Below are 18,510 nucleotides of genomic sequence, written 5' to 3'. Positions count from 1 at the left end.
CGGACCGATCCAAGAGTTTAAACGTTTCGTTAAAATGCAACGGATGGCCCTCGGAAGGGCCGGAAATGCGGCGGATCACTCCGCCGCTTCCGTCTCCTGCGTGGTCTGGTCGGCAAGAAAACCGCCCGACTGGCGGTTCCACAGGTCCGCATAGATGCCGCCGTGCGAGACGAGTTCGCCATGCGTGCCCTCCTCGATGATCCGGCCCTTGTCGAGCACGATCAGCCGGTCCATCTGGGTCAGCGTCGACAGCCGGTGGGCAATCGCGATCACCGTCTTGTCCTCGATCAGCTTGAACAGGCTCTCCTGGATCGCCGCTTCCACTTCCGAATCCAGCGCCGAGGTGGCTTCGTCGAGGATCAGGATCGGCGCGTCCTTCAGGAAGACACGGGCGATCGCGATCCGCTGCCGCTGGCCGCCGGAAAGCTTCACGCCGCGCTCGCCGACATGCGCGTCGAGCCCCGTGCGGCCCTGCTGGTCGGCAAGCCCCTGGATGAAATCCCAGGCATTGGCCCGCTTGGCGGCCTCGATCACCTCCTCGTCGGTGGCCTCGGGACGGCCATAAGCGATGTTGTCGCGGATCGAGCGGTGCAGAAGCGAGGTATCCTGCGTCACCACGCCGACCAGCGCACGCAGACTATCCTGCGAGACCTGCGCGATATCCTGGCCGTCAATCAGGATGCGTCCCTTCTCGACGTCATAGAAACGCAGCAGCAGGTTCATCAGCGTCGTCTTGCCGGCCCCGGACCGGCCCACGAGCCCAACCTTTTCGCCCGCCTTGATGGTGAGCGAAAAGTCCTCGATGACGCCCTTCTGCTTGCCGTAATGGAAGCGGACATCCTCGTAGACGATCTCGCCGCGCGGTGCGGCAAGCGGCTTGGCCTGCGGTTTGTCCAGGATATCGTGCGGCTTGGTCATCATGCCCATGCCGTCATAGACGGTGCCGATGCTTTCGAACAGCGCCGCCACTTCCCACATGATCCAGTTGGACATGCCGTTGACGCGCATCGACAGGCCGATGGCGACCGCCAGCGCACCGATGCTGACCTCACCGTTCAACCAGAACCAGATGCCGAGGGCTGCCACGGAGAACTGCACGAGCACGTTGTTGATGTCGACTGCGATGTTGAGCAGCGAGATCTGCCGCATCTGGCCGTGCACCGTACCCAGAAACTCGTCCATGCCTTCCTTGGCATAGGTCTCCTCGCGACCGGCATGCGAGAAAAGCTTCACGGTCGCGATGTTGGTGTAGCTGTCGACGATCCGGCCCGTCATCATCGAGCGGGCATCCGCCTGGGCGCTCGAAAGCCGGCGCAGCCGCGGGATGAAGTGTCGGAGGATCAGGATGTAGAAGATCAGCCAGACGAGCAGCGGCAGACCGAGACGCCAGTCGACGGCGGCAACCAGCGCCAGCATCGAGACGAAGAAGCTGATCGCATAAACGAAGACGTCGATGATCTTCATCGCCACGTCGCGCACGGCGAGCGCCGTCTGCATCACCTTCGTCGAGACCCGCCCGGCAAATTCGTTGGCAAAAAAGGTCATCGAATGGCGCAGCAGGAAACGATGCATCTGCCAACGGGCAATCATCGGGAAACTGCCGGCCAGCACCTGGTGCATGGTCAGCGTATGGATGAAACCGATGAGCGGCAGACCGATCAGCAAAAGTGCCGCCATGCCGGCCAGCCGCCAGCCCTCATTGGCGAGGAAGGTGGCACGATCGGCATTGCTCAGCCAGTCGACGATATTGCCGAGGAACTGGTAGAGAAACACCTCGATCACGGCGATGCCCATCGAGCAGAAACCGAGCACCACCAGCCAGGGCCAGACCGGCTTGGTATAATACCAGCAGAAGGCGAACAGGCCCTTGGGCGGCAGTTGCGGCGCGTCTGTCGGATAGGGATTCACGCGCTGTTCAAACCAGGCAAACATCAGGATGCTCCGTCAATCGGGACCGTCGCGACCGACCCTCGCGCAAGCGCGCCAAAAGAAATGGTCGTCAACGGAGGAAATTCAAAGGACGAGGCCGGGTGCCGGCCACGAAAGATAATTTTTGCAGGAGATGTGCGGAAACCGCGAACGCCTCAGGCCAACAGCAACCAGGCTGGGCGGCGGAGGCGCGTCATCACGGTCATATCCATGTCTGCCTCCTTGGCTGGCGTTTCAGATGATCCCGCATTACCAGCAACCATTGTGCTTGAAAAGAGCCAATCGGCTGCGCTTTTCGAGTGCGGCAGCGAATGTGACGGTTGCATCACACCGCCTGTGGATGAGATAGCGGCGCAAAAGCCGCCAAGATCCCTCAAGAGGTCCTGATGAACCAGTTGCGCATCGCTCTCTATCAGCCTGATATTCCGGGAAATACCGGCACGATCCTGCGGCTTGCCGCCTGTCTCGGCCTCAAGGTCGACATCATCGAACCCGCAGGTTTCGTCCTATCGGACAAAAATCTCCGCCGCGCCGGAATGGATTATCTCGCAAGCGTTGCGATGACGCGCCACGTCAACTGGGAAAGCTTCGATGCCTGGCGCAGCGAAGAGGGCCGCCGGCTCGTTCTCGCCTCCACCAAGGCCGCCGCGCGTTACACGGATTTCCGCTTTGCAAGCAACGACATCCTGCTCTTCGGCCGCGAGAGTGCCGGCGTGCCCGACCACGTCCACGACCGTTCCGATGCCCGCCTGATCATTCCCATGGTGGAGGGGCAAAGATCGATCAACGTGGCGATGTCGGCGGCAATGATGGCCGGCGAGGCCATGCGGCAAATCGCCTGGGGCTGACGATACAGCCTGAAGTGGCGTTGGCAGATCCCGATCTTTATGCAAAGATGCTGAAACGAATGCATGCCATGAACACTCCCAGCCTTAAGAGAGACGGATCATGTTCCCCACCGCATTCACCCACGGCGTCACCCAGTTTGCCCGAACTTTAAGCCTTCCCGAACGGATTCAGCACTCCCCCGTGCGCAATCTGACCCTGGAGGCATTACGGCGCCGCAATACCTCGCTGGACGCCATGTTCTACGACGTGAAAACGGTCACGGCGGAAGAAGTATTTTATATCAGCGGTTGTCTTGCCGCCGAGGGCGCGATCCTCATCGTGCCGCCCACCGGCGGCCCGCCCCTGACGCTCTGCGACACGATCGACGACTTCATCATGGGCGGCGGTCGTACGATCGACGCGCTGGTGGTAGCCGGCGTCGGCAGTTCGGCGCTCGGTTCCGCAGCACTCGCCCGCAATGTCGCCGATGCGATCGGCAAACCGGTCGCGGCCGTCATTTCCGGCTACGGTCTCGCCGACGTGGTAACCGAGGCGATGGGCGGCTATTTCCTGTTCGGTGCGCTGAACAGCGTTCGCCACTCTTTCGAGATCCTCGACGAATTCTTCGGACGGCCGCAATTTGGCGCCGCCACCCGGCTTTCGTCGGAACGCCTGCAGGAGCGCAGCCTCGACACCCAGACGGTGCGCGCGCTGCTCAGCGATCCCCGCCTGTCATTTTCGCTGCTGGTCGGCCATTCGAAGGGCAACCTAGTCATTTCCGAGGCGCTCTACAATCTGGTCAAGGAAGAACGGAGCGCGGCCGAAAAGCTCGCCGCGCGGGCAACCGTCATCACGCTCAGCGCCCGTATCGCCATGCCGCCGATGTTCAAGTCGGTGATCGACGTGATGGGCGAATGGGACTGGTTCGGTGAACTGAACTCCCGGCGTTTCCTCGATACCGACGAGATCGTGCCGAACGCCCTGCATCACACCAATACGGACCTGCCAAACCACCTGCCGGTGACCGACGTGGTGCACAAGATCATGGCAAGGGCGATCAATCGCACGGCGAGCAACACAAACGAACCGCTGCCCGCCGAACCGGAAATGAGCGAAGCAGCCCCGCTATCGCTTCCGGTCGTCGTCGAGGAAGCACCGTTGCCGGTCGTGGTTGCCGAGCCCTCGGTTCCGGCGCCCGTGTTTGCCGCGCCCCTGCCCGAACCCGCATCGCCTCCCGACATGCAGGACACCGTCGAGGAAGACGTGCTGCCGATGGCTGTGACCGAGATGCCCGTCCCAATCGCAGCCGAACCGGTGCTCACACCGCCGCCGGCAGACAAGCCGGCGGCCACCAGACGGGCCGCGCGCAGCCGCAAACGCTGAACACCGGCCCGGTCGTTCACTCGCCGGGCCTCCATCAGCCGGGCCTCCATCAACGGATGATGAACGTGAAAATGCCGGCGGGTTTCCCCACCGGCATTTTCGGGTCTGGCGGGCGAGAGGAAGAGACGACAAGGGACTAGAAAGTCTTCCCTCTCTCACCCGCCAAGGCAAACTGCTCACATCAGGCGAAAATCTTCAGACTTGCCGCCATCGATGTGTTGGTGATGTTGAGACCGATGGTCTGCAACTGCTGCTGCACCGAAAGCGAAGCCAGGCGAGCAGACTCCTCTTCGAGATTGGCATCGACCATCGTGCCGATCCCGATCTGGGTCACGTCCTGAAGGTTGGCGAGGAAATCGGCGTTCGTGTCGATCCGGCTGCTTGTTGCGCCGATCGTAGCCCCTCCATCCGTCATTCCCTTCATCATGCTGTTCATGGCGGAGATCATGCCGTCGATCTCGTCATCCGTCGTCGTGCTCGACAGGCCGATCTCGCGGGCAGAACCGCCGGCCGGCGTCGTCGAGCCGGCATCGAGGAGGTAATAATCGTAAGCCGACCCGGACTTGGTGATGCCGGAATAGGAACGCGTCAAAAGACCGTCGCTTGCATCACCTTCCGCCACAAGGTTGGATTGGCTGCGGTCGAAGTTGATGACATTGACCGAAACATCCCCACGCGCATTGCTAGTGACGGAACCGACCATGCTCTCCATCTTCGGGCTTTCGCTCGCCGATGTCTTCAGCCAGTTCTGACCGTTGAAGGAGCTCGAGTCGACGACCGTGCCAAGCTGTTCTTTCAGCTGCGTAATTTCGGAATTCAGCACATCCTTGTCGACGCCCGGCGTCTTCGCCAGGATCAGTTTCGACTGGATCTCCGACATGATCTCGCTGGCATGGGCCATGCCGACGGCAGCCGTATCGGCGATCGCGGCGGAAAAGGCCTGCGCATCCTCGGCGCTCGACAGCGAGAGATTGGTCGACTTCATGGTCGTGGCGATCGACCAGTAAGCCGCATTGTCCGATGCCGACTGCACCTCTCGTCCCGACGCGACACGCGTCGTGCTTTCGCTCAACGCCCGCGTCGTCCCGCCCAGCAGGGAGAGCGCGGAAGCTGCTGTCGAATTGACTGAGGTCGATACCATCTACACCCCTTAAACCTGTCCTAAAGCGAGAATGTTTCTCGCCCACACGAACAGGTTTTAACGTGCAGGTTTTGCGGTTCGCTTTCACGAGATCTTAGAATTTTAGCAAAGGCCGTAATTCCATCAGAATCGGCGGGGCACAAGCCGGCTATCGGATTTCGCCATCAGTCGGCGGTCGGCAACCGCCGCATGGTGAATTCGATCTTGTCGCCGTCCAGCTGCCGCCAGCTTTCCACTTCCGTCCAGTAGGCGGCCTTGGGGAAGGCATCGAACCATTCCTGCGCCTTCTGGCGCGCATCGTCCCGGGGGAGCGTGTAGGTTTGCCGAACGAACAGTCCCTGCGCATCACCGGCCTTCTCCTGGCGGTGGCGATCGATCCTGCGCTTCAGCCCGGCAAGCGGCGGTGGTGAGAACTTTGCCATACGTTCTACCTCTGAGGATGGCAGGTAGTTTGGCACAAGCAGCGGCATGAGTCGAATCGGCTGTGCCAACCTGTCCGGTTGCACCGGGACCAAGCCTTGGCTAAAGCCCAGAGCGTGACACGAACACAGAGGCGGCCGGCCCGGACCGTCTTGAGATATCAGAGGATGGGAAGCCCATGGAAAGACCGCAGATCCCCGTTGGCCTGCCGGATGATATCGAGGAGAAGAAGGCTTCCGCCCGCGCCTGGTTCGAACACCTGCGTGACGAGATCTGTACCACCTTCGAGGCACTGGAAGATGCGTTCTCCGGTTCCGACCGGCCGGCCGGCCGCTTTACGCGCAAAGCCTGGCTGCGGGAGGATGGCAAGGGTGGCGGCGGCGTGATGTCGATGATGGAGGGTCGCGTCTTCGAAAAGGTCGGCGTGCACACCTCCACCGTCCATGGCGAGTTTTCCGAGGAATTCCGCAAGCAGATGCCAGGCGCGACCGAAGATCCGCGGTTCTGGGCCTCGGGCATCTCGCTGATCGCCCATCCGGTCAATCCCAGCGTCCCGACCGTGCATATGAACACCCGCATGGTGGCGACCACCGGCCTGTGGTTTGGCGGCGGGGCGGACTTGACGCCCATGTTGAACCGCCGCCGCTCGCAGGACGACATCGACACGCAAACCTTCCACAGCGCGATGGAGGAGGTCTGTCGACGGCACGAGACCGTTGCCGATTACGACCGGTACAAGGCCTGGTGCGACGAATATTTCTTCCTGCAGCATCGCAACGAACCGCGCGGCATCGGTGGCATTTTCTTCGACTGGCTGTATCCCGAGGAACACAAAGGCGGTTGGCAGGCCAATTTCGACTTCGTCCAGGATGTGGGACGCGCCTTCCACGCCGTCTATCCGAAGATCGTCCGCGCCAACCTCGACACGCCGGTCACGGACGCGGACCGGGACGAGCAGTTGGTGCGGCGCGGGCGCTACGTGGAGTTCAACCTGTTGTACGACCGCGGCACGATTTTCGGCCTGAAAACCGGCGGCAATGTCGAGTCGATCCTGTCATCCCTGCCGCCCCTCGTGCGCTGGCCGTAAGAACTGGCCAAAAGAGCACATCCGGCGAAAATGTGACACTCTGTTGAGTTGACATTTGACATATCCGAATCAAGCTTCCGGTGGTAGTTTTCAACGAACTGCACCGGAGGAGGATGTCATGGTTACATCGAGGAGCGTGCCAGTATCCACCGCGCCAGTACCAACGGGTACAGATAAGGCGCGTTTGATCGAAACCCCTGAAATGATCGACAGGATGGCCGCCGAGCTTCGTGCCCGCAGCGACACCGACCTGCCACATTCGTTTTATGTCGAGCAGGTGCGCCGGCAAGTGGCCGGCGAGGCGCGCACGACATCGGCTGCGGCCAATGACGCCGGAACGGCCGATCAACGCGCCGGCCAGGCGCATCCGTCGGTCTTTCACGCCTGGGCCCTGTCGGATTAGACCGTTTGCGGCATCAGCCACGGGAACACAGCCGATCCTGATCCGTTGAGCCATGGGGGCGGACCGTTTGGAGGAAACGGAATGCCCATCATCAACGGATGGAGGCTCCTATGCGACGTTTCGAATGTGGAACTCTGGTCCCGGGATGCGATTGGCACACCCGGGCAGATGAGGATGCGGAAGTGGTGCGCCGCGCGGTCGAGCACATGCGCTCGGTCCACGGCGAGACCTATATCCGTGAGAACATGATCGACAACATCAAGGCGCGGATCCGCAGCGACGATCCGGCCAAGGCATCCGCCTGAACCGGATCGGCGACGCTCCATTGCGGGCCTCTCAGGCCTGTTGATCGATCATGTCCTTCAGCCGGGCGGCAAGCGCTGCCCGGTTAAGCGCGAAATTGCGCTCCACCCAGAGGCTCTCAAGCTCCCGCAGCAACTCGCCAACCCGCGGGCCGGCCGGCACGCCGGCCTCCATCACATCGCTGCCGCCGAGCGGAAAACTCGGCTTTTCGAACCGTTCGGCACGCGCCAGAAGCGTCGAAAGTTTCGCTGCCTTCAGCATGTCCTGATCATTGCCGACGGCGCTTGCTCGCGCCGACGCCAAAGCGAGCCTGAGCCGCATCAAAAGCCCCGGCTTGCCATGCCGATAAAGCAGACGATCGAGCGCGGTTTCGGCCAGGTCCACCGTTACCTGCGGCGCCTGTGCCCATTGCAGCAGCCGCTCGCTTTCGGCATTCGACATCCGCAGACGCTTGGCAAGCGCCACCACACGTTCCGTATCCGGCGGAATGATCGCGGCCAGCCGCAAGAGCGGATCCGGCGTCCAGGACAGCGCCTGTTCGGTCGCCACCAGCCCGTGAATGGCATCGATGCCCCATTTTTCCGTTTCCGGCAGGATGACGGTCAGCACGCCGGAGGTGCGCATCCACAACAAGGCGCGTGCCGGATCGGGCGCGGCAAAGAGCTTGCGCATTTCGGTCCAGACACGTTCGGCCGACAGATGATCCAGCCGATCCTTCGCTTTGGCCGAAGCGCGCAGCCCGTCGGCATCCGGCCGTCCGGAGCCGTAATAGGCAAAAAAGCGGAAGAAGCGCAGAACGCGCAGGTAATCCTCGGCAATACGGACAGAGGCGTCACCGATAAACCGAATGGTGCGGCTTTCGATATCCTTAAGGCCGCCGACGAGGTCGATCACCGCGCCGTCCGCCGTTACATAGAGCGCGTTCATGGTGAAATCGCGTCGCTCCGCATCCGCCTGCCAGTCGGTCCCGAAGGCGACCGTCGCGTGGCGTCCATCGGTCGCCACATCGCTGCGCAGCGTCGTCACCTCGAAACCGCGGCCGTCGATGACGAGCGTCACGGTGCCGTGGTCGATGCCGGTCGGCACCGCCTTGATGCCGGCCTTTTTCGCCCGTGCCATCACCTCGTCCGGCAAATTGGTGGTAGCGAAATCGGCATCCGAAATCGGCAATCCCATCAGCGCGTTGCGCACAGCGCCGCCGACGATCCGCCCCTCCCCGCCATCGGCGTTCAGGAGTGAAAACACCGCCTGCACGGCGGGATCGGTGAGCCAGGTCTGACCGGCGAGGCTCGTCATCGGTATAACCTTTCGTAAAGTGTTCTCAGGATTCCGGCGGTAATGCCCCAGATATGCCAGTCGCGATAGGGCATGACGTAGAAATGCCGGATCGCGCCCTGCCATTCCCGGCTGCCCTGGCTGTGATTGGCCGGATCCATCAGGAAGGAGAGCGGCACCTCGAAGGCGTGTTCCACCTCGGTGGGATTGAGCGTCAGATCGAAACCGCGCTGGACGACGGCAAGCACCGGGGTGATGCGAAAACCGCTCGCGGCAAAATAATCCGGCAGCCGGCCGACCGGCTCGACGAAACGGCGGTCAAGACCGATCTCCTCCTCCGCCTCGCGCAGTGCCGCGGTTTCCGGCCCGCCATCCTCCGGATCGATCGCTCCGCCCGGAAAGGCGATCTGGCCGGAATGTTTGCGCAGCCCCGTGGTGCGTTGGGTGAGGATGATCTTTGCGCCATCCTCGTCATCGACGACCGGGATCAGCACCGCCGCATCCTTCAGCGCAAGCCCCTCGACATGCTGGACGATGCCGGGGTTCAGGAGATGATCGCCATGATCATGCACGGCATCCGCCAGCGCCGCACCCCTCTGGTTCTGGGCACGGCGGCGAAAATCCGCAGCGGTAAACAGCGGTGGCTGCACAAGGACATCACTCATCGGGCAGCTATATCCAGTTCGTCCGCCGGCATGACGGGAAAGACGGCGCCACCGGAGCGGAGGGCAAACATCGCCACGCCATCCACCTCGATCACCTCGCCAAGCTCCACGAGATCATACATCACGGCCCGTGACACCAACGCCTCCAGCCGGCCGCGGACATGCACATAGGGCTTCAGCTGGCGCTCTTCGCCGACGATCTTGAAACGCAACGGATGCTCTTCGCCGGCCTCGACGACATCGCCGAGATTGGTCCGGAAGGTGATCACGGGAACGTCTTCACGCAACGTCACGGTCATTTCAACGGCAAGGAAAGGTGCATCCTCGACGCGAATTCCGACTTTTTCCACAGGCGTGACGAGATAGGTTTTGCCATCCTCGTCCTTGCGCAGGACGGTGGAAAACAGGCGCACCAGCGCCGGCCGGCCAATCGGCGTTCCGAGATAGAACCAGGTACCGTCCGCGCGGATTTCCATGTCCAGATCCCCGCAAAACGGGGGATTCCAACGTTCTACGGGGGGCAAACCCCGCTTGCCGTCACCCGTTTGCTCGGCCGCACGCGCAATCATCGCAGCAAGGCCTGCAGCATCCGTCGCGGTGTTTATCGTTTCGCCTGCCATAATTTCATTCATGGTTGCCATGTATGCGCGTCTCTCTCACGAGATAGTCATTTCGATCGTTCTTGTCAGCGGCTGGCGTGGGAATAAGTTCAAGAGCACGATGTGATCGTGCCACAGAAGCGATTCGCGATCCCCGGCAGGACGCCGGTGAGAAAGCCTGATGGAGACCGACATGGGCGTCATGACTTCCACCGAAACTCCACTCGACGAGAAGGCGATCATTGCCGCGGCCGAACAGGCTCTCTCCGATATCGCCGCCATTCGCGCCGAAGTCGGCAAGGTCATCTTCGGCCAGGAACAGGTGGTGGAGAACACCCTGATCGCGGTCCTCTCCGGCGGCCATGCGCTGCTCGTCGGTGTGCCGGGCCTTGCCAAGACCAAACTCGTGACGACGCTCGGCGCAGTCCTCGGGCTCGATGCCAACCGTATCCAGTTCACGCCCGACCTGATGCCGTCGGACATTCTCGGCACGGAAGTGATGGACCAAGACGAAACGGGCCGCCGCTCCTTCCGGTTCGTGAAAGGGCCGGTCTTCGCCCAGCTGCTGATGGCCGACGAAATCAACCGTGCCTCGCCGCGCACCCAGTCGGCGCTGCTGCAGTCCATGCAGGAATACCACATCACGGTGGCCGGCCAGCGTTATGATCTGCCCGCCCCCTTCCATGTGCTGGCAACCCAGAACCCGCTGGAACAGGAAGGCACCTATCCGCTGCCGGAAGCCCAGCTCGACCGCTTCCTGCTGCAGGTGGATGTGCTTTATCCCGATCTCGCAGCCGAACGGCAGATCCTGCTCGAAACAACCGGCATTTCCGAAGCCAAGCCGCGCGGCGTGATCAATGCGCCACGGCTGCAGGAGATCCAGAGCCTGATCCGCCAGATGCCGGTCAGCGACAGCGTCGTCGATGCGATCCTCTCGCTCGTGCGCTCGGCGCGTCCCGGCCAGGGCAACACGCTGACCGACCGGCATGTGGCCTGGGGCCCCGGCCCGCGTGCGGGCCAGGCGCTGATGCTCTGTGCCCGCGCCCGGGCGCTTTACGAGGGACGACTCGCACCGTCGATCGACGACGTGCACGCCCTTGCCGAGCCGGTGCTCGAACACCGAATGGCGCTGGCTTTTGCGGCGCGCGCGGAAGGCATGAGCGTGCGTGACGTGATCCAGGGACTGGTCAAGCAGGCGCGCGGCTAACGCCGGGCGCGGCCCATACGAACAGACGAAATCAAAGGAGCAGGCGTGGCATCATCCATCGGCCAGATCGTTCCGCAGACCCCCGGCAGCGAGGTGCTGGCACGCGCACGGCAGCGGGCCATCCTGGTGCCGGACTGCATGGTCGAGGCGCGCCGCATTGCCAATACCGTGATTGCCGGCTGGCACGGTCGTCGCAAACGCGGCATCGGCGAAAATTTCTGGCAGTTCCGCCCTTATTCGGAAGGTGAAAGCCTGGCCCGCATCGACTGGCGCCGTTCCGCCCGCGATGACCATACCTATGTCCGCGACCGGGAATGGGAGGCCGCCCACACCGTCTGGCTCTGGGCCGACATGTCTGCCTCGATGATGTACAAATCGACCTATGGCACGGTGTCGAAGGAAAGCCGCGCGCTGGTGCTGATGCTGGCGCTGGCGGAAATCCTGGCGCGCTCCGGTGAACGCATCGGCTGCCCCGGCGTGATGGAGCCGGTCGCCGCCCGCAATGCCGCCGAACGCCTGGCGACCGCCATCATGCATGCCCCGCCGACCGCCGGCATGCCGGAGACCGGCATGATCCGCGGGGCAAGCGATATCGTGCTGATCGGCGATTTTCTCGATGATGCCGACCGGATCATGGAGCGCATCACGCCGCTTGCCCGCCGCAACCTGCGCGGACATGTGGTGGAGGTGGCCGATCCCGCCGAAGAGATCTTCCCCTATAGCGGCCGCACCGAGTTCACCGATCCGGAAACCGGCGAAAAGCTGGTCTCCGGCCGCGCCGAGACGCTGAAGGAAGACTACCAGCGCGCCTATCTGGCGCGCCGCGAAAACCTCGGTCAGTCGCTGCGCCACATGGGCTGGAACTTCGTTTTCCATCGCACCGATCATCTCGCATCCGAGGCACTCGCCGCCATTCACGGTTATCTGTCGGGCAATCCACCCGTTTTGTCGGGAGCGCGCGCATGAGTGCCCTCGCCTTTGCCAGCCCCGCCATCCTGATCGCGCTCGTGGCGCTTCCAGCCATCTGGTGGCTGCTGCGGCTCACCCCGCCGCGCCCGAAGGCCGAAGTGTTTCCGCCGCTTGCCATCCTTGCCTCCGTGCTGAAACGCCAGGAAACCCCGGCGAAAAGCCCCTGGTGGCTGACGCTCCTGCGCATGCTGATGGCCGCGGCCCTGATCTTTGCGATTGCCGATCCGGTTCTCAACCCGCGCACCGGTTCGCTGTCGACCGCCGGACCGCTGGCGATCATCGTCGACAACAGCTGGTCGACGGCGCGCGACTGGGAACGGCGGGTGGAAACCGCCGACATCATGATCGGCGACGCGGAAAATGCCGACCTGCCGGTCGCGATCGTCTTCACCGCCGATCCCACCCATGACGCCGTGCCAGGGAGTGCCGCCGCCGCCCGCGAAAAGCTGATGGCGGCACGACCGAAACCGCTGGTGCCGGAGCGCGAACGGGCCGCCGCGGCGCTGACCGAAGCCTTCAACGGTACCCGCCCCGGTACCGTCGCATTTCTGTCGGATGGTGTGGCGACGCCACAGGATACCGACATGATGTCCGCTCTCGAAAGCCTCTCGCCTGCCGACCTGCGCCTGATCGAGGGCGATGGCGGTCAGGCACTGGCGCTAACAGGCGCCACCAACAATGCCGGCGCGATGAGCGTTACGGCCGCGCGGCTGACGCGCGACGCGTCCGCGACCTATACCGTCAACGCGCTCGACCAGCAGGGCCGCTCGCTGGCAAGCGGTGAACTGTCTTTTGCCGCAGGCGCCGCCACGGCAACAGCGGAGATTGCCGCGCCCTTCGAACTGCGCAACGATTTTGCACGGCTTTCGATCGACAACGGCGCAAGCGCCGGAGCCGTCCACCTGCTGGACGATGGTTTCAAGCGCCGTCGTGTGGCGCTGATTGCCGGCGATGGCGGCAACGACCTGCAGCCGCTGCTCCTGCCGCTTTATTACATCAGCCGCGCACTGCAGCCTTATGCCGATCTCATCGAACCGAAGAGCGCCGATCTCTCCGCCTCGATCCCCGATATCCTGCAGCAGAACCCGTCCGCGATCATCATGGCCGATATCGGCCGTCTGCCGGCCGAGACCTATGAGCCGCTGCAGCGCTGGATTGCCCGCGGCGGGATGCTGATCCGGTTTGCCGGCCCGCGCCTCGCCGCTGCCCCGACCGATGATCCGCTGGTGCCGGTCATCCTGCGCCGCGGCGAACGCGCGCTCGGCGGCGCACTCTCCTGGGCCGAACCGCAACCGCTGGCGGATTTCCCGACCTTCGGGCCTTTTGCCGGCATGCCGCGCGCCACAGATGTGACCGTGAAACGGCAGGTTCTTGCCGAACCGACACCGGATCTTGCCGAACGGACCTGGGCCAGCCTGGCCGACGGCACGCCCTTGGTGACGACGCAGCAGATCGATGCAGGCCGCATCGTGCTCTTCCATGTCAGTGCGGAAGCGACCTGGTCCGACCTGCCGCTGTCGGGCACCTTCGTCGAGATGCTGCGCCGGATCGTGCAGCTGTCCCGCGCCGGCGGCGCACAGAGCAATGCGCAGACATCGGAAACCGCCGCCTCCCTGCCGCCCTATCGACTGCTGAACGCGACCGGCGTGTTGACAGCCGAAACGGCCGCGGCAAAACCGATCACGGTGAGTGCTGGCCAGGTGCCTGTCGCAAGCCTTGACCATCCGCCCGGTCTTTACGGCTCGGAAGACGGATTTACCGCCGTCAATCTTCTGCCTGCGGATGCGCAGCTGAACCCGGTCGCTCTCGACGGAGCCGGAATGAACGTTGCCCGCGAGGCGTTGGTCGGACGCGAGGCGATCTCCTTGCGCCCTGCCCTCTTCACCGCAGCCCTGATCATGCTCCTGATCGACAGCCTGATCGTGCTCGTCATGAACGGCGCCTTTGCCCGCACCCCGCGGGCGGCCCGCTCCACGGCGGCCATGCTGATGCTTGCCCTCCTTCCCTTCGCCCTCACGCCGAACGAAAGCCGGGCGCAGGATCTGAAGCCGGGCGATGAACAGGCGCTGGAGCGGCTGGATACCACGCACCTTGCCTATGTCGTGACCGGCGAAGCCGATGTCGACCGCCTGTCGGAACAGGGGCTGGAAGGTCTCAGCCAGTTCCTCACCTACCGCACCACGCTGGAACCCGGCGCCCCGGTCGGCCTCGACATCAGCCGGGACGAGCTCTCCTTCTACCCGATCATCTACTGGCCGATTTCGGCCAGCGCGCCGATGCCGACCCAGGCGGCGATTTCCCGCATCGATGCCTATATGCGCAATGGCGGCACCGTGCTGTTCGACACGCGCGACCAGCTGAACACGCTCGATGCCGGCGGAGCGCCGAGTGCCAACGGCCAGCGGCTTCAGGAAATTCTTGCCAATATCGACATCCCGCCGCTGGAGCCGACGCCGGAAGACCATGTGCTGACGCGCACCTTCTATCTCCTGTCGTCCTTCCCCGGCCGTTATTCCGGCAGCCCGCTCTGGGTCGAGGCACGTCAGGATGCCCGCAATTCCGGCAGCCAGCTTTCCTCGACCGGTGATGGCGTGACGCCGCTTCTGATCACCGGCAATGATTTCGCCGGCGCCTGGGCGATCGACGACTCGGGTCGTGCCGTGCTGCCAACGGTGCCGCCGGATGAGATGCAGCGCGAATATGCCTACCGCGCCGGCGTCAACATCATGATGTACATGCTGACCGGCAATTACAAGGCCGACCAGGTGCATGTGCCGGCGCTGCTTGAACGGCTGGGACAATAGGAGCGCGATGATGGACATTCAGTTTGCGCCCTTCCTCCCGCTGCCCGTCCTCGCCGTGCTCGCCGTATTCGCGGCGATCCTCGTTGTCCTTTCCCTGTGGCGGGGCCTGCGCGGCAGTCTTTTGCGCGCCCTGGCACTGGCGGCGCTGCTGCTTGCACTCACCAATCCGACGCTGACCCAGGAAGACCGCGAACAGCTGTCGACCATCGTTCCCGTCATTGTCGACCGGTCGCAGAGCCAGGACACGCCGGAACGGGTGGCGCAGACGGACGAGGCCCTGAAACAGCTTCAGGACCGCTTCTCGCGTTTTCCACGCATCGAAACCCGCGTCGTCGAGGTGCGGGACGACGAAAATTCCGACACGCCCTCCACACGACTGTTCTCCTCGCTTTCGACCGCGACCGCCGATGTGCCGCCGGGCCGCGTCGGAGGCGCCGTCTTTCTCACCGATGGCCAGATCCACGATCTGCCGGGCGTTGACCAGACCCTGCCCTTCAACGCACCGATCCACGGCCTGATCACCGGCCGCGCCAACGAATTCGACCGCCGTGTCGAGGTGGTGCGCGCGCCGCGCTTCGGCATTGTCGGCGAAGAACAGCAGATGACGCTCCGGGTGTTTGATGACGGTCGTGCCCAGGGTGGCGCAGCACCCGTCACCGTGCGCATGAACGGCGAGATCATCGCCAACCTGCAGGCGACACCCGGCGCACCGATCCCGTTCAGCTTCACCGTGCCGCGCGGCGGCAGCAATGTGATGGAATTTTCCGTTGCCGAACTGCCGGGCGAGGTGACGACCGCCAACAACCGCGCCGTCCACGTGATCGACGGTATCCGCCAGAACCTGCGCGTGCTGCTCGTCTCCGGTGAACCGCATGCCGGCGAACGGGCCTGGCGCAACCTGTTGAAATCCGACGCCTCGGTCGACCTGGTGCATTTCACCATTCTGCGTCCGCCGGAAAAACAGGATGGCACCCCGATCAACGAACTGTCGCTGATCGCCTTCCCGACACGCGAATTGTTCGTCGAAAAGATCAACGATTTCGACCTGATCATCTTCGACCGCTACCAGCACCGCGGCGTGCTGCCGATTCTCTATTACGATTACATCGCCCAGTATGTCGAAAACGGCGGCGCACTGCTGATCGCCGCAGGCCCAGAACATGCCGGTCGCGATTCGATTGCGTCCACGCCGCTCGCGACCGTCCTGCCGGCAGCGCCAACAGGCGACGTACATCAGGCCGGTTTCTTCCCGCGCCTCTCCGATCTCGGCAAAAAACACCCGGTCACCCGCGGTCTCGATGGCTCCGGCAGCGAACCGCCCGCCTGGGGCCGCTGGTTCCGCACCATCGATGTCACCCAGCCGCAAGGCGAAACCGTGATGCAAGGTGACGGCAACCGCCCGCTTCTGGTGCTCAGTCGCGAGGGTGAAGGCCGCGTCGCCATGCTTCTCTCCGACCAGGGCTGGCTCTGGGCCCGCGGTTTCGAAGGCGGCGGCCCGCATGTGGCGCTCTATCGCCGCATCGCGCACTGGCTGATGAAGGAACCGGAACTGGAGGAAGAGGCGCTGACCGCACGCGCCGTCGGCCGCACGCTGGAGGCCACCCGCCAGACAATCGGCGACGATCCCGGTCCCGCAACGATCCGTTATCCGTCCGGCCGCACCGAAAGCATTCCCTTCACCGCCGCCGGCCCCGGTCTGTATCGCATCGAAAAGCGGATGGAGGAAACCGGCCTGTTCGAAGTCTCGAACGGCGAGTTTTCCACGCTCGTGCATATCGGCACCGTGGACGCCCCGGAGTTCAAGGCGATGATTTCCACCACGGAAACGCTTGCGCCCTATGCTGAAAAGACCCGCGGCCTCGTAACCCGTATCGAGGACGGCGACAGCGTGCAATTGCCCGACATTCTGCCGGTGCGCGGCGAGGTCCGCATCAACGACCCGAACCGCATGGTCATCCGCATGACCGACGAAACCGTGCTGCGCGGCATCGATACCACGCCGCTGTTTGCCGGTTTCGCCGGCCTTGCCGTGCTGCTGATGGCCATCTCCGCGATGTGGTGGCGCGAGGGACGGTGACGTGTAAAAAGACCCGAAAGGAGAAGCTTTCTCCTTTCGGGCTTGTCCCTGTCATCATTGACGACAGGACAGAATGACCCTAATAATCGTTTTTAAACGAATTTGTGACGATGCTGGATGTCAGGCATTACGTTACGCGAGACGGCGCAGATGTGGTTGCCGAATGGCTGCGCGATTTGCGGGACGTGCAGGGCAAGATCGCGATCATTCGCAGGCTGAACCGGATCGAACAGGGCAATCTCGGCGACAGCAAATTCCTGCGCGACGGTATCCATGAACTTCGTATCGACGTCGGTCCTGGCTACCGGGTCTATTACGCGCGCACCGGCAAACAGGTCATCCTGCTTCTCTGTGGCGGGAGCAAACGCACACAGGACGCCGATATCATGCGCGCGCATGCCTTCTGGCGCGACTGGAGCGACCGGACTGATGGTTAGGAGACGAATATCATGAAGGACCGCAGTCATGACGAGTCGATGGAGGAGATCTTCCGAAAGGACCCGGATCTTGCCGCGGCAACGCTGGATGCGATCTTGGCCGAGGGCGATCAGGGCGAACTGCTTGTGACGCTTCGGCAGATGACGAAGGCATTCGGCGGCGTGCCGGCTGTGGCGCGGTCAGCCGAGCTGAACCCGACCCAGCTTTACCGAACCCTGTCGGAGAGCGGCAATCCGGAACTGCGCAGCCTGAGCGCCCTCCTGCGCAGCATGGGGCTGCGCCTTTCCGTCCGTCCTCTGGAAGAAACCACCTCACAGACCTGACCCCTCCCGACTTTCCGCCCGTGCATGCGTCTGCTAAACCGCTGTCGGTGGCTGTTGAGAACCGCGCATATTTGGTGCCGAGACGGGATTACGGCGAATCTGGACGCGGCGGACAGGGCCCTGAGATTATTGCAAAGGTTTTGATGGGGGAGATGAGCGCGGGATGTGGCGTCAGGAGCCCGGAGGGCGACTGAGGCACATCCCGCGCTGCGTCCGTCAATGATAGACTGGCGGAGCGCCGCAAACAGACATCGACCAAAGCTACCAGGCCAATTCGATGTCCAATCCCTCAGGCATCTGTGAGATGACGTGGCTGTCATCACGCAGGACTGCCGACTGGTTCACGGTGAGCGTCATTATAATGGTATTGGCGCATTCCGTCGAGCTTCTCCGATCAATCCCGACGGCGCTTCGAAAGGTGCGCCGCCGCGATGCAAACTGCTCGTTTCTTCCTCTGCGGGCGGTGTCGCGCGCAGGTTCTGCTTTGCCGCCATTGCGATCGGGGTCAGCGCTATTGCGGTTCTGCCTGCGCCCATGCGGCGCGCCGTGACCAGCCTGCGGGCAGCCGGACGGCGCTACCAGAGCACCCGGCCGGGGCGCTTTGCCCATGCCGATCGCTCCCGCCGATATCGGCAGGCTCGCAAAAACGTGACGCATCA

The 18,510-nt window shown here is 63.2% G+C and carries 18 protein-coding genes; 11 read left to right on the top strand and 7 right to left on the bottom strand.

Translation table 11 applies throughout. The annotated features are described in order from the left end of the window. Positions 1–75 precede the first annotated feature (75 nt). The gene (locus OU993_RS22520) at positions 76–1,932 is read right to left on the bottom strand and encodes an ABC transporter ATP-binding protein (protein WP_268161146.1); all 1,857 of its coding nucleotides are present in this window, start codon (positions 1,930–1,932) and stop codon (positions 76–78) included. A gap of 383 nt (positions 1,933–2,315) precedes the next feature. Here OU993_RS22520 and OU993_RS22515 point away from each other — a divergent pair, with 383 nt between their 5' ends. Together OU993_RS22515 and OU993_RS22510 are read left to right on the top strand one after the other, a co-directional pair. Then, entirely contained in the window at positions 2,316–2,777 is a 462-nt protein-coding gene (locus OU993_RS22515; protein ID WP_268161145.1) for a tRNA (cytidine(34)-2'-O)-methyltransferase, read from the top strand. A 100-nt stretch (positions 2,778–2,877) separates the two neighbouring features. Then, positions 2,878–4,140 carry a hypothetical protein gene (locus OU993_RS22510; RefSeq protein WP_268161144.1) on the top strand — a complete coding sequence of 421 codons (1,263 nt, stop codon included), beginning with the start codon at positions 2,878–2,880 and terminating at the stop codon, positions 4,138–4,140. A 181-nt stretch (positions 4,141–4,321) separates the two neighbouring features. Here OU993_RS22510 and OU993_RS22505 read toward each other — a convergent pair whose 3' ends face one another. Further along, entirely contained in the window at positions 4,322–5,281 is a 960-nt protein-coding gene (locus OU993_RS22505) for a flagellin N-terminal helical domain-containing protein (RefSeq protein WP_268161143.1), read from the bottom strand. Between the two features lie 164 nt (positions 5,282–5,445). After that, a complete protein-coding gene (locus OU993_RS22500) occupies positions 5,446–5,703 on the bottom strand; it encodes a hypothetical protein (RefSeq protein WP_268161142.1) in 258 nt (85 codons plus the stop codon). A gap of 176 nt (positions 5,704–5,879) precedes the next feature. Between OU993_RS22500 and hemF the strand changes: the two genes are divergently transcribed. From hemF to OU993_RS22485, 3 genes are all read left to right on the top strand, one after another. Further along, on the top strand, positions 5,880–6,788 hold the full coding sequence (gene hemF, locus OU993_RS22495; RefSeq protein ID WP_268161141.1) for an oxygen-dependent coproporphyrinogen oxidase: 909 nt from the start codon (positions 5,880–5,882) through the stop codon (positions 6,786–6,788). Positions 6,789–6,990: 202 nt separating this feature from the next. Next, positions 6,991–7,191, top strand: a complete 201-nt coding sequence (locus tag OU993_RS22490; protein ID WP_268161140.1) for a hypothetical protein — start codon at positions 6,991–6,993, stop codon at positions 7,189–7,191. A 110-nt stretch (positions 7,192–7,301) separates the two neighbouring features. Then, positions 7,302–7,496: a DUF1059 domain-containing protein gene (locus OU993_RS22485; protein WP_268161139.1), complete on the top strand. Its 195-nt coding sequence runs from the start codon at positions 7,302–7,304 to the stop codon at positions 7,494–7,496. Between the two features lie 31 nt (positions 7,497–7,527). On the opposite strand, the gene OU993_RS22480 is transcribed toward OU993_RS22485, so the two are convergent. The 3 genes from OU993_RS22480 to OU993_RS22470 are packed head-to-tail and all read right to left on the bottom strand — an operon-like array spanning position 7,528 to position 10,054. After that, positions 7,528–8,790, bottom strand: a complete 1,263-nt coding sequence (locus OU993_RS22480; protein ID WP_268161138.1) for a CCA tRNA nucleotidyltransferase — start codon at positions 8,788–8,790, stop codon at positions 7,528–7,530. Beyond that, complete coding sequence (locus tag OU993_RS22475; RefSeq protein WP_268161137.1) at positions 8,787–9,434, bottom strand: CoA pyrophosphatase; 648 nt, start codon at positions 9,432–9,434, stop codon at positions 8,787–8,789. The genes OU993_RS22480 and OU993_RS22475 overlap by 4 nt, the downstream gene beginning before the upstream one ends. Then, the gene (locus OU993_RS22470) at positions 9,431–10,054 is read right to left on the bottom strand and encodes a DUF1285 domain-containing protein (protein WP_268161282.1); all 624 of its coding nucleotides are present in this window, start codon (positions 10,052–10,054) and stop codon (positions 9,431–9,433) included. Before OU993_RS22470 ends, OU993_RS22475 begins: the two co-directional genes overlap by 4 nt. A 172-nt stretch (positions 10,055–10,226) precedes the next feature. On the opposite strand from OU993_RS22470, the gene OU993_RS22465 reads away from it, so the two are divergent. From OU993_RS22465 to OU993_RS22440, 6 genes are all read left to right on the top strand, one after another. Further along, positions 10,227–11,240 carry an AAA family ATPase gene (locus OU993_RS22465; RefSeq protein WP_268161136.1) on the top strand — a complete coding sequence of 338 codons (1,014 nt, stop codon included), beginning with the start codon at positions 10,227–10,229 and terminating at the stop codon, positions 11,238–11,240. A gap of 45 nt (positions 11,241–11,285) precedes the next feature. Beyond that, positions 11,286–12,206, top strand: coding sequence for a DUF58 domain-containing protein (locus OU993_RS22460; protein ID WP_268161135.1), 921 nt, complete (start codon positions 11,286–11,288; stop codon positions 12,204–12,206). Then, positions 12,203–15,013: a DUF4159 domain-containing protein gene (locus OU993_RS22455; RefSeq protein ID WP_268161134.1), complete on the top strand. Its 2,811-nt coding sequence runs from the start codon at positions 12,203–12,205 to the stop codon at positions 15,011–15,013. Before OU993_RS22460 ends, OU993_RS22455 begins: the two co-directional genes overlap by 4 nt. 10 nt (positions 15,014–15,023) lie before the next feature. Then, entirely contained in the window at positions 15,024–17,090 is a 2,067-nt protein-coding gene (locus tag OU993_RS22450; RefSeq protein WP_268161133.1) for a hypothetical protein, read from the top strand. Between the two features lie 110 nt (positions 17,091–17,200). Beyond that, on the top strand, positions 17,201–17,527 hold the full coding sequence (locus tag OU993_RS22445; protein ID WP_268161132.1) for a type II toxin-antitoxin system RelE/ParE family toxin: 327 nt from the start codon (positions 17,201–17,203) through the stop codon (positions 17,525–17,527). 12 nt (positions 17,528–17,539) lie between these two features. Next, a complete protein-coding gene (locus OU993_RS22440; protein WP_268161131.1) occupies positions 17,540–17,851 on the top strand; it encodes a helix-turn-helix domain-containing transcriptional regulator in 312 nt (103 codons plus the stop codon). Positions 17,852–18,112: 261 nt separating this feature from the next. On the opposite strand, the gene OU993_RS22435 is transcribed toward OU993_RS22440, so the two are convergent. Continuing rightward, positions 18,113–18,508, bottom strand: coding sequence for a hypothetical protein (locus OU993_RS22435; RefSeq protein WP_268161130.1), 396 nt, complete (start codon positions 18,506–18,508; stop codon positions 18,113–18,115). Positions 18,509–18,510: the final 2 nt, after the last annotated feature.

Source organism: Rhizobium sp. SL86, from assembly GCF_026672545.1.
In the GTDB taxonomy this organism is placed as follows: domain Bacteria; phylum Pseudomonadota; class Alphaproteobacteria; order Rhizobiales; family Rhizobiaceae; genus Neorhizobium.
The sequence above is the reverse complement of the archived record's forward strand: the minus strand, read 5'-3'. Positions and strand labels throughout refer to the sequence as shown.

Coding starts and splice junctions, on each gene's coding strand:
- OU993_RS22520 (WP_268161146.1), bottom strand. CDS start 1,932: ATGTTTGCCTGGTTTGAACAGCGCGTGAATCCCTATCCGACAGACGCG.
- OU993_RS22515 (WP_268161145.1), top strand. CDS start 2,316: ATGAACCAGTTGCGCATCGCTCTCTATCAGCCTGATATTCCGGGAAAT.
- OU993_RS22510 (WP_268161144.1), top strand. CDS start 2,878: ATGTTCCCCACCGCATTCACCCACGGCGTCACCCAGTTTGCCCGAACT.
- OU993_RS22505 (WP_268161143.1), bottom strand. CDS start 5,281: ATGGTATCGACCTCAGTCAATTCGACAGCAGCTTCCGCGCTCTCCCTG.
- OU993_RS22500 (WP_268161142.1), bottom strand. CDS start 5,703: ATGGCAAAGTTCTCACCACCGCCGCTTGCCGGGCTGAAGCGCAGGATC.
- hemF (WP_268161141.1), top strand. CDS start 5,880: ATGGAAAGACCGCAGATCCCCGTTGGCCTGCCGGATGATATCGAGGAG.
- OU993_RS22490 (WP_268161140.1), top strand. CDS start 6,991: ATGATCGACAGGATGGCCGCCGAGCTTCGTGCCCGCAGCGACACCGAC.
- OU993_RS22485 (WP_268161139.1), top strand. CDS start 7,302: ATGCGACGTTTCGAATGTGGAACTCTGGTCCCGGGATGCGATTGGCAC.
- OU993_RS22480 (WP_268161138.1), bottom strand. CDS start 8,790: ATGACGAGCCTCGCCGGTCAGACCTGGCTCACCGATCCCGCCGTGCAG.
- OU993_RS22475 (WP_268161137.1), bottom strand. CDS start 9,434: ATGAGTGATGTCCTTGTGCAGCCACCGCTGTTTACCGCTGCGGATTTT.
- OU993_RS22470 (WP_268161282.1), bottom strand. CDS start 10,054: ATGGCAGGCGAAACGATAAACACCGCGACGGATGCTGCAGGCCTTGCT.
- OU993_RS22465 (WP_268161136.1), top strand. CDS start 10,227: ATGGGCGTCATGACTTCCACCGAAACTCCACTCGACGAGAAGGCGATC.
- OU993_RS22455 (WP_268161134.1), top strand. CDS start 12,203: ATGAGTGCCCTCGCCTTTGCCAGCCCCGCCATCCTGATCGCGCTCGTG.
- OU993_RS22450 (WP_268161133.1), top strand. CDS start 15,024: ATGGACATTCAGTTTGCGCCCTTCCTCCCGCTGCCCGTCCTCGCCGTG.
- OU993_RS22445 (WP_268161132.1), top strand. CDS start 17,201: ATGCTGGATGTCAGGCATTACGTTACGCGAGACGGCGCAGATGTGGTT.
- OU993_RS22440 (WP_268161131.1), top strand. CDS start 17,540: ATGAAGGACCGCAGTCATGACGAGTCGATGGAGGAGATCTTCCGAAAG.
- OU993_RS22435 (WP_268161130.1), bottom strand. CDS start 18,508: ATGCGTCACGTTTTTGCGAGCCTGCCGATATCGGCGGGAGCGATCGGC.